Origin of the sequence: Moorena sp. SIO3B2 (genome assembly GCF_010692525.1) — a bacterium.
Classification (GTDB): Bacteria; Cyanobacteriota; Cyanobacteriia; order Cyanobacteriales; family Coleofasciculaceae; genus Moorena; species Moorena producens.
Genome location: NZ_JAAHHE010000290.1, coordinates 1 through 7,729, shown reverse-complemented (window position 1 = coordinate 7,729; position 7,729 = coordinate 1). Strand labels below are relative to the sequence as shown.

Annotated in this window: 9 protein-coding genes and 1 pseudogene; 8 read left to right on the top strand and 2 right to left on the bottom strand. The window is 42.5% G+C overall.

Going from position 1 to position 7,729, the window contains the following annotated elements; translation table 11 throughout:
- The 4 genes and pseudogenes from F6K38_RS31455 to F6K38_RS31440 all read left to right on the top strand — a co-directional run.
- Positions 1-195, top strand: a pseudogene (locus F6K38_RS31455) (hypothetical protein); the annotation flags it as partial.
- Between the two features lie 32 nt (positions 196-227).
- The gene (locus F6K38_RS31450) at positions 228-431 is read left to right on the top strand and encodes a DUF8624 family small hydrophobic protein (RefSeq protein ID WP_008190114.1); all 204 of its coding nucleotides are present in this window, start codon (positions 228-230) and stop codon (positions 429-431) included.
- Positions 424-933, top strand: coding sequence for a GNAT family N-acetyltransferase (locus tag F6K38_RS31445; protein ID WP_008190112.1), 510 nt, complete (start codon positions 424-426; stop codon positions 931-933). The genes F6K38_RS31450 and F6K38_RS31445 overlap by 8 nt, the downstream gene beginning before the upstream one ends.
- A 45-nt stretch (positions 934-978) precedes the next feature.
- On the top strand, positions 979-1,737 hold the full coding sequence (locus F6K38_RS31440) for a HEAT repeat domain-containing protein (protein ID WP_008190110.1): 759 nt from the start codon (positions 979-981) through the stop codon (positions 1,735-1,737).
- Positions 1,738-1,850: 113 nt separating this feature from the next.
- Here F6K38_RS31440 and nblB read toward each other — a convergent pair whose 3' ends face one another.
- On the bottom strand, positions 1,851-2,513 hold the full coding sequence (gene nblB, locus F6K38_RS31435) for a phycobilisome degradation protein NblB (RefSeq protein ID WP_008190108.1): 663 nt from the start codon (positions 2,511-2,513) through the stop codon (positions 1,851-1,853).
- Positions 2,514-2,597: 84 nt separating this feature from the next.
- The gene (locus F6K38_RS31430; protein WP_008190106.1) at positions 2,598-3,065 is read right to left on the bottom strand and encodes a CBS domain-containing protein; all 468 of its coding nucleotides are present in this window, start codon (positions 3,063-3,065) and stop codon (positions 2,598-2,600) included.
- 803 nt (positions 3,066-3,868) lie between these two features.
- Between F6K38_RS31430 and F6K38_RS31425 the strand changes: the two genes are divergently transcribed.
- The 4 genes from F6K38_RS31425 to F6K38_RS31410 form a co-directional block, all read left to right on the top strand.
- Entirely contained in the window at positions 3,869-4,909 is a 1,041-nt protein-coding gene (locus F6K38_RS31425) for an effector-associated domain EAD1-containing protein (protein WP_287253145.1), read from the top strand.
- Between the two features lie 21 nt (positions 4,910-4,930).
- The gene (locus F6K38_RS31420) at positions 4,931-5,341 is read left to right on the top strand and encodes a hypothetical protein (RefSeq protein ID WP_287253148.1); all 411 of its coding nucleotides are present in this window, start codon (positions 4,931-4,933) and stop codon (positions 5,339-5,341) included.
- 23 nt (positions 5,342-5,364) lie between these two features.
- The gene (locus tag F6K38_RS31415) at positions 5,365-6,222 is read left to right on the top strand and encodes a GUN4 domain-containing protein (RefSeq protein WP_287253150.1); all 858 of its coding nucleotides are present in this window, start codon (positions 5,365-5,367) and stop codon (positions 6,220-6,222) included.
- Positions 6,223-6,300: 78 nt separating this feature from the next.
- A partial coding sequence (locus F6K38_RS31410; RefSeq protein ID WP_287359001.1) for a HEAT repeat domain-containing protein occupies positions 6,301-7,729 on the top strand: 1,429 nt, incomplete at its 3' end.

Genomic DNA, 7,729 nt, shown 5'->3' with positions numbered 1-7,729 from the left:
AACCTCCAACCTCCAACCTCCAACCTTCAACCTGCAACCTCCAACCTTCAACCTCCAACCTCCAACCTCCAACCTCCAACCTCCAACCCCCAACCGTCAACCTTCAACCTTCAACCAAATAACCTTGGCCAAAAGGCCACGCGATCGCGTTCAACCGCTAAAAGCTTTGCCATTGTTGTAAGATGGAGAAAGTAAAGAATTGTTAAAATCAACGAACCATTAAATTCATGGCTATATTTCGTCAGTACATTGCTCCCCTACTGGCATTACTAGGCTTCTTAATTGCCCTATTGGCAGTCAGTTCTCGGATCTTTTTACCGAACGATATGCTAGCCCCTGCACCGATTGAAGAGTTTGACGCTGCCAGCATTCAAGCACCAGTATCGGCTCAGTTGGTTGTTAACCAAAATTCTGGGAACACTGGTGAGTAAGCCATTGTTAGCACGGTACCAGCTACGCCTGGGAACGGTACGAGAACGGGCAATTTTGGTGAAGTTCATGGAATTAACTTACCAAGAGCTTTTCCCAGAACAAAATGATTTTTCTCACCTGGCGAGGACTGTTAAACAGTACTTTTCCAGAGAAACCCCGCTGTGGTGGGTTACAGTAGCGGATGGGAACGTTTCTAGGAAAGGCTCTATCGTAACTCATCCCTTGCCAGTTGGTTGTCTGTGGATGGGAAATGGGGTTGATCAGGTAAATGGCGATCGCTATACCTATATTTTTTTACTGTACGTCATGCCAGCACACCGCCGTCAAGGCATTGGTTCAGCACTGATGCAGCAGGCTGAAGCTAGGGCAAGGGCAAGAGGCGATCGCCAAATTGGACTACAGGTGTTTCAATCGAATCAAGTCGCTTTGAACCTTTACCACGGACTGGGTTTTAGAACCCAATCTCTGTGGATGGTTAAACCATTGCACAGACAATACTAATTAAGAAACTGGTAGAATCAGGCAAGATAAGGTAGGTTATCAGGCATGTATGAAGATGATGATCTAAGTTTACTGGATAATACGGCTTTACTAGAAAGCCCTTTAGATGACATAGAGCCGATTGAAGATGAGTTAGAAGCTCCCAAACCTGATCCAGAGGAAATGCTGGCTCTGTTAACGGCACCGGAAAGCCAGCAACGGATGCTAGCAGCTCGTGCTTTTTGTGAGTTGCAAGATGAGCGGGCAATTCCCGATCTGATTAACCTGTTAAATGATGTTTGTCCCTTAGTGCGGGTAAGTGCTGCCTATGGTCTAGGGCGCAATCCCAGTCCCACGGCAGTAAAGCCCTTGATTGACCAACTTAACCAAGATTGGAACGGTTATGTCCGTAAAGGGGTTGTCTGGGCATTGGGGAACTGTCGCGATCGCCGTGCTTTAGCGTCTCTAATTGATTCCCTAAAAACGGATATTCCTGCAGTGCGTTTGTGGGCAGCTAGTGCTCTGGCGCAAATGGCAGAGTTAGATTATGAAGAAGTAATCGCATCGATTCCGCCCTTAATTACTGCTTTAAGGAAAGACCCAGTAGCAGCAGTGCGCAGTAATTGTGCTTGGTCTATCGGGCAACTGTGTCGGGAATTGCCCTCCAATGCGGTTTACGCTGGTGCTATTGATGCCTTAATTGAAGCATTTGCTGATGATCAAGACCTAGGGGTACAAGAAGACGCCAAAGCTGCCCTCTTGAAAGTGGGAGACCCCCGTGGACTTCAGATGATTGAAATGATCGAGATGGAAGGGTTTTTGTAATTGGGTTTGTTATTGCGTTGGGCACTTCCCACACTTCCTACACTTCCCACACTTCCCACACTTCCCACACTTCCCACACTCCCGCCTCTCCCCACACTCTTCTCCCTATTCCCTTATGCTTGTAGCCCCTCTTGCGCTACACTAGCCACCTGCTCAACACTGTCATTAGCTAATGTTTCTAGGACTGCCCTAGCCTCTTCTCCTCCCAGATTAACTAGTGCTTGTACTAACCGGTAACGAATTTGCCAATCGGAATTAGTGGCAAAGGGAATCAACAGAGGCACAGCCCGGGGATCTCCCAATTCTCCTAAGGAACTAATGGCGGCGGTTTGGATTAAACTGATATCGGATTTGAGAGCGTCTTCTAAAAGTTGAAATGAACGGGGTTCACCTAGTTCCCCTAAGGCAGCTATAATACTAAATTTAATGATCCACTCAGTGGTTTGGTGATAGGTTTGCTCTAAATCATCATAGGCTTCGGTGAGCTTCAAGGCACTCAAGGAATCCGCTGCTGCTGCCTGAACATCTGGTTCTGGATCATTCAAAAGGCGATCGCGTAATAGGGTCAAAGATACGGTTAAATCTTGATCACCCAAGGTATCGAGCTGGCTGACTGCCCCATATCGAATCCGAACATTGTTATCGTTAACCAAGGGTTGAATTAGCTCAAACGCCACCGATGGTTCCAGCTGGCGTAGTTGGTTTAATCCACTAATGCGCTGGCCAAAATCCGTTGAATTCAGCAGCTCTTGGACAGATTCACGAGTAACGGTCATGGGTAATTGCTCAATATCTAGCCAAAACTCAACTTACCATGTTATTTGTTCAGCGTGAACACTATTTGAGATAGAACAGTTCCCTTAATTCTTTAACTCAGCTGCCATAGCGCGGACAATATCCCCAGAGCTCAGAATTCCAATCACTTGCTCCGCTTCATCTGTTACTGGTAAATGGTGGATTGATTTTTCCTGCATCAACTTAGCCGCTTTCCGTAAGGGTTGATCCGGTTTGATGCTCATGGGATGACCAGTCATTACTTCCCCAGCGGTTTGTCCAAGTGCTTTATGGAGTTCTTGGTCATAACGGGCAGGATTTTCTAAGTAAATCACGCTGTCGAGAAACATGATATAGACTGGCGGTTCTACTCCTGTCTCCTGCCACAGCAAGTCAGTTTCTGAAATCACTCCCACCAATTTGCCTGCTTCGTTAACCACTGGCAAGCCACTGATGCTTTGTTCAGCAATAATTTTGATCACTTCCTTAATCGGTGTTTCGGGCTGCACCACGATCGGGTCACGGGTCATGACTTCAGCAACGGTTTTAGCCATAGTTGGGTTTTTAAGGGTTTTGAATGGTTTAGCTGGTGATAACTCTATTCTCCCACTGCCTTAGTCTAGAAGGTGACAGAAGTCTGAAAACTTTATGGTTGATTAAGCTTTGACAAGCCTTGCCCAGCTACCCTTAGGGTTTTCCTTACTATATATAGCAGTTCTCAATTCGGTGGGGCTTTCAAGCTGTAGATGCAAGTGACCCACACAGCCCCCAAACCATCAGCAACCTCCCTTTGAGAAGGTACCCGAAAGGGTACTGTCAAGCCAGGCAATTATCTAACATTCTATAAATGTAGAGCGTTTCTCATACTTAAGAGGTACCTTCAATGGTCTTACCCCTATCCCTACTCCCTACTCCCTACTCCCATTAACCCAGGAGGAGGTACCTGACCAATGTTTGCGATCGCTATCACTACATTAGGGGACTTTACAAATCAGATGTAAAACTAGGATGGATAAAGAAAAGGAACAGTAAACCGGTTACAAGTAACACTAGTAAAGAGCTCCGAATAGTTTTTAATGCTCTGAAAAATCAGCAATATTGTTCATGACCTATTTGTAAATGCTAAATATCCGCCGCTATCTGATTTGGGGGTGTTGAGCTGGTATAATTCACTATGAATACTGCTTTTAGAGTTCCCCGCCAAGAAGATGATTCTCTACTCTTCGGGAATGCCTCCGGCCAAGGTTAATCCACGATTATCCTCACTAACCTGATATTTTATCTGCTGAGATTGTTATCAGAAAAATAAAGTTGTTACATTGTTATGTGGTAGATGATATAGCTATCACTTTAATTAATGAGAGATTTAACTGGTTCTCAACGCAGGCAATTACGCGAAGCCATTATCAGTGCTTATCCCACCAAAGATGACTTAGCGATGATGGTTGATGATGAGTTAGAAGAAAAATTAAATGCCATAGCTGGGGGAGAGAACCTTACTCACCTTGTTTTTAGTTTGATTAAATGGGCTGAGTCAAGAGGTAAATTAGAACCCTTAATTATCGCAGCCTATGGGACTAATCCAGGTAATCCAGAATTAAAAGAGTTTTATCAAACCATTTTTCAGCAGAGGTTTAGGATTCATCTCCCCCCAGTAAATACTATCAGGGATATTGGCCCGGCTATTGAGTGGCTTGGAGCAACGGAAGAGTTACAACTCCAAGGTTTCTGGCAACCGGAACCAGATTTTTGGGATGTTGGCTACCTGAAACGAGCGATAGCACAAGCAAGCTCTGTATGTCGGATTGAAATTAACCCACAGGGCATTGAAGGGACTGGTGTTTTGATTGCCAACAGGCTAGTTTTGACTAATTACCATGTTCTGAATCCAGATGAAAACGCGGATATCCACATCAATGCTCTCAATGCTGTCTTGCGTTTTGGCTGTTTTAGCTCTGATTTGGGAAATGAAACCGAGGGACAGGTCGTTAAATTAGACAGACAGCAACCGATTTTACATTCCAGTCCTACCAACAAACTAGATTACGTTTTGCTACAAGTGGCAGAAACTAGTCCTCCATCCAATGATAGTAAACCTGCTCGTTGGGAGCCTAATCATCTTCCTGTTAAAGGGATGGGAATTAATCTTTTTCAGCATCCCGAAGGTGCATCAATGAAACTCTCTATCACTCGTGATGGGATCACCGGAGTTTATCCCGAGAGGGGACTAGTTCAATATGTCAACAAAACTGCCTTGGGGTCTAGTGGTGCCCCATGTTTTGATGAAGATGGTACCCTAGTAGCTTTGCATCACGCTCAGCGAGCTAGATCGTTTGGTACTATCCGGGAAGGAATTTTATTTAGTTGCATCTATCAGGAAATTCAATCCTATCTCTAGTAAGGAGAATTAATACTTGACATGGGTCGTCGAATTATTACCACCCAATTTGAAGCTAAGAGCAGGGCAAAGATTGATGGCTATTTTGATCGGCTGATCAAATATATTCCCTCGGAAATTCTTGGGGCTTGGATAGCTATCAAAGGAGTGCTAACAAGTGCTAATGATGTTCCGATTAATCTAATATGGGTAGTATTTATATTCTTGGTATTTGTAACTCCTTTTTGGATATTAAAGTTAACATCAGAGTCCAATAAGCCACCAGCTGTTACCCAAATAGTAGTTTCCACTGGAGCATTTGTCGTTTGGGTATTTGCTCTGGGAGAGCCATTTTCATCCTTGGGATTTTACCGTCCAGTCTATGGTTCGCTATTGCTGATTCTCTATAATATCATTATCCCTTTGTTTAATCCTTCTGAATTAAATTCTTGAATGATTTATAAATTTATGCATGAATGTCTGAGTTATCTGGTCCTGAACGCCGGGAAATACGAGAAGCTTTAATGAGCGCTGTTATAAACCAAGATGAGTGGGAAATAATTTTGTATGATTATGATTTCAATCATAGCTATTTAGATATAATTAAAAATAAAAAATTATACACAAACATTCTTCAAGATTTAATTACTAAAGCAGAGAGTAGAGGGGAATTAAAGAAACTAATTGATAATGTATACAATTATAATTCTGGAAATGAAAACTTACAAATTATTTATCGACAATATGTTCAGAGTCCTACAGATGAGCCAGAAAATGGTAGTACTCCCCCTAATCATGAACAAAAACCTATAGAACCACAAGACCCACCTGACCAATTAACTCAACAACTAAACCCAGAAAAATATAAATTATTAAACTATCTTCTTGAAAATCAAAGATGGGTAGAAGCTAATGAAGAAACATTTGCTATTATGAATCAAGTTCCTGGTACTTCAAAATACTCTTGGAAGGCAAGCGATATTCAAAACTGTCCCTGTGATGTCTTATGTCACATCGATAAACTCTGGCAACAATACAGCAATAACTGTTTTGGTTTTACTGTCCAGAAAAAGATTTGGGAAGAAAAATGCACTAATTTAAATGATCCTGAAAAAGAGTTTGGTCGCCATGTAGGCTGGTATGACAACTGGAGGAAGCAATGGCTATCCCGTTCAAAGCAAATGTTTACAGACAATCTTGAAAAAAACCTTGATGATCAAGAAAAATATCAAGGAATTATTCCAACATTGACTTTAAAGAATACCAGTCTGGAAGTTAATGCTCGTCTTATCCCTCACCTTGTCGAAAAACTTGAATCCTGTAACTGTGATTGATGTGATTGCATCAATATAATTCACAATACTTGACGATTGCCATAGTTAATACTGTTGATAACTTTGAGGAGTTAGCGAATGAATAAAATTTTTTTAGGACGAGATGAACAACAGGAACGTTTCCGAAATGTCTTAAACTCTTTGGTTGCTCCAGCCTCCACGTCGGAAGAAGATCCAAAAATTTTTCTACTTCATGGTTTTGGTGGTATCGGTAAAACGACCCTGTTGCAACGATTGTATCACATCAGTCGAGAGGGAGACTTTCAAAATTGCTTTAATACTTTATTCATGGATTGGGAGAAAGAACGAGAACACTATATTGCTCTTCAAGTAGACCATGATGCTATTAAGCCAGCTACTATGCTGGAGGCTATTTATCAGAAATTCCTTCAGCAGGAAGAATGGAAAGACTACTTTCAAGAGTACAGTGAAACTCACAGTCTCTTGAAAACAGCTATAGAAAAAATTAAACAAGTGGAGGAAGAACAGGAAAGAACGAACCAAGCAGTGCGACTTGATTTGACAAAAGACGAATTGGATGTTTACAGAAATTCAGACGAAAGGTTAGCCGAGGCTTTGGGGGCAGGGATTGCGGAAATAGCTGATAAAAAGCCATTGCTAATTTTTTTTGACACTTACGAACTGGTTGATCGAATCGAGTGTGATTCTGTTTTGCGCAAGGTGATGAAACATGGTGGCGGTCAGGTTGTGTGGGTAATTGCTGGACGGTCAAATTTAGCAGATAATATCTGGAGAAACGAAGCAGCCAAAGAAGCCCTAACTACAGCCTTGGCAGATAACGATCCCGATATTGTGGCAGTAGCTATCAGGGCTTTAGGGCGTTTAAATGCCCTGGAAGTACCGCAACTTATTCGTTTCCTCAATTTGGATCAATCAAAAGATCGATACGTGCGTGAAGCGGCTGCTCGTGAGCTAGGTTATATGCCTAACGAGCAGGTAGATATAGCCAAGGTCTTAGAGGCAGTTGAACCTTTAATTGACGCAATGCGTAATGACTACATGAAGCAAGTTCGTGAGGCCGCTAGTAATGCAGGACGCAAGATCTATCGCGCAACAGAGTATTCATATTTTAAACGAGTAAATTTAGATAAAACTATTCGTAAAAAACTTCACTGGTCTCTGATATTAGCAGGAAAAATAAGCTCTGAACAAGAAGAAGAATTAAAAGAAACGGATCCCATAATACTAATTAGAGATTTCAACAGTTCCGATGATATTAATGAACGAGAGCGTATTATTCATAAACTAGGGAAGTTACAAGCTTCAGAAGCTGTGATAACACTGGTTAACTTGCTCCAAGACACCAATCAAGAACCTGATATCCGAGCAACAGCAGCAGCAGCCCTTGGGGAGATCGGAACAGCCACTGCCAATCATAATCAGGCAATTCAGGCTCTACTTAACACTTTGGGGGATAATGATAGTTTTGTGCGTCTGCAAGCAGCACAAGCTTTGGGGAAATTAATCCCTCCCGTAGGGATAGATG

Coding starts and splice junctions, on each gene's coding strand:
- F6K38_RS31450 (WP_008190114.1), top strand. CDS start 228: ATGGCTATATTTCGTCAGTACATTGCTCCCCTACTGGCATTACTAGGC.
- F6K38_RS31440 (WP_008190110.1), top strand. CDS start 979: ATGTATGAAGATGATGATCTAAGTTTACTGGATAATACGGCTTTACTA.
- nblB (WP_008190108.1), bottom strand. CDS start 2,513: ATGACCGTTACTCGTGAATCTGTCCAAGAGCTGCTGAATTCAACGGAT.
- F6K38_RS31430 (WP_008190106.1), bottom strand. CDS start 3,065: ATGGCTAAAACCGTTGCTGAAGTCATGACCCGTGACCCGATCGTGGTG.
- F6K38_RS31425 (WP_287253145.1), top strand. CDS start 3,869: ATGAGAGATTTAACTGGTTCTCAACGCAGGCAATTACGCGAAGCCATT.
- F6K38_RS31420 (WP_287253148.1), top strand. CDS start 4,931: ATGGGTCGTCGAATTATTACCACCCAATTTGAAGCTAAGAGCAGGGCA.
- F6K38_RS31415 (WP_287253150.1), top strand. CDS start 5,365: ATGTCTGAGTTATCTGGTCCTGAACGCCGGGAAATACGAGAAGCTTTA.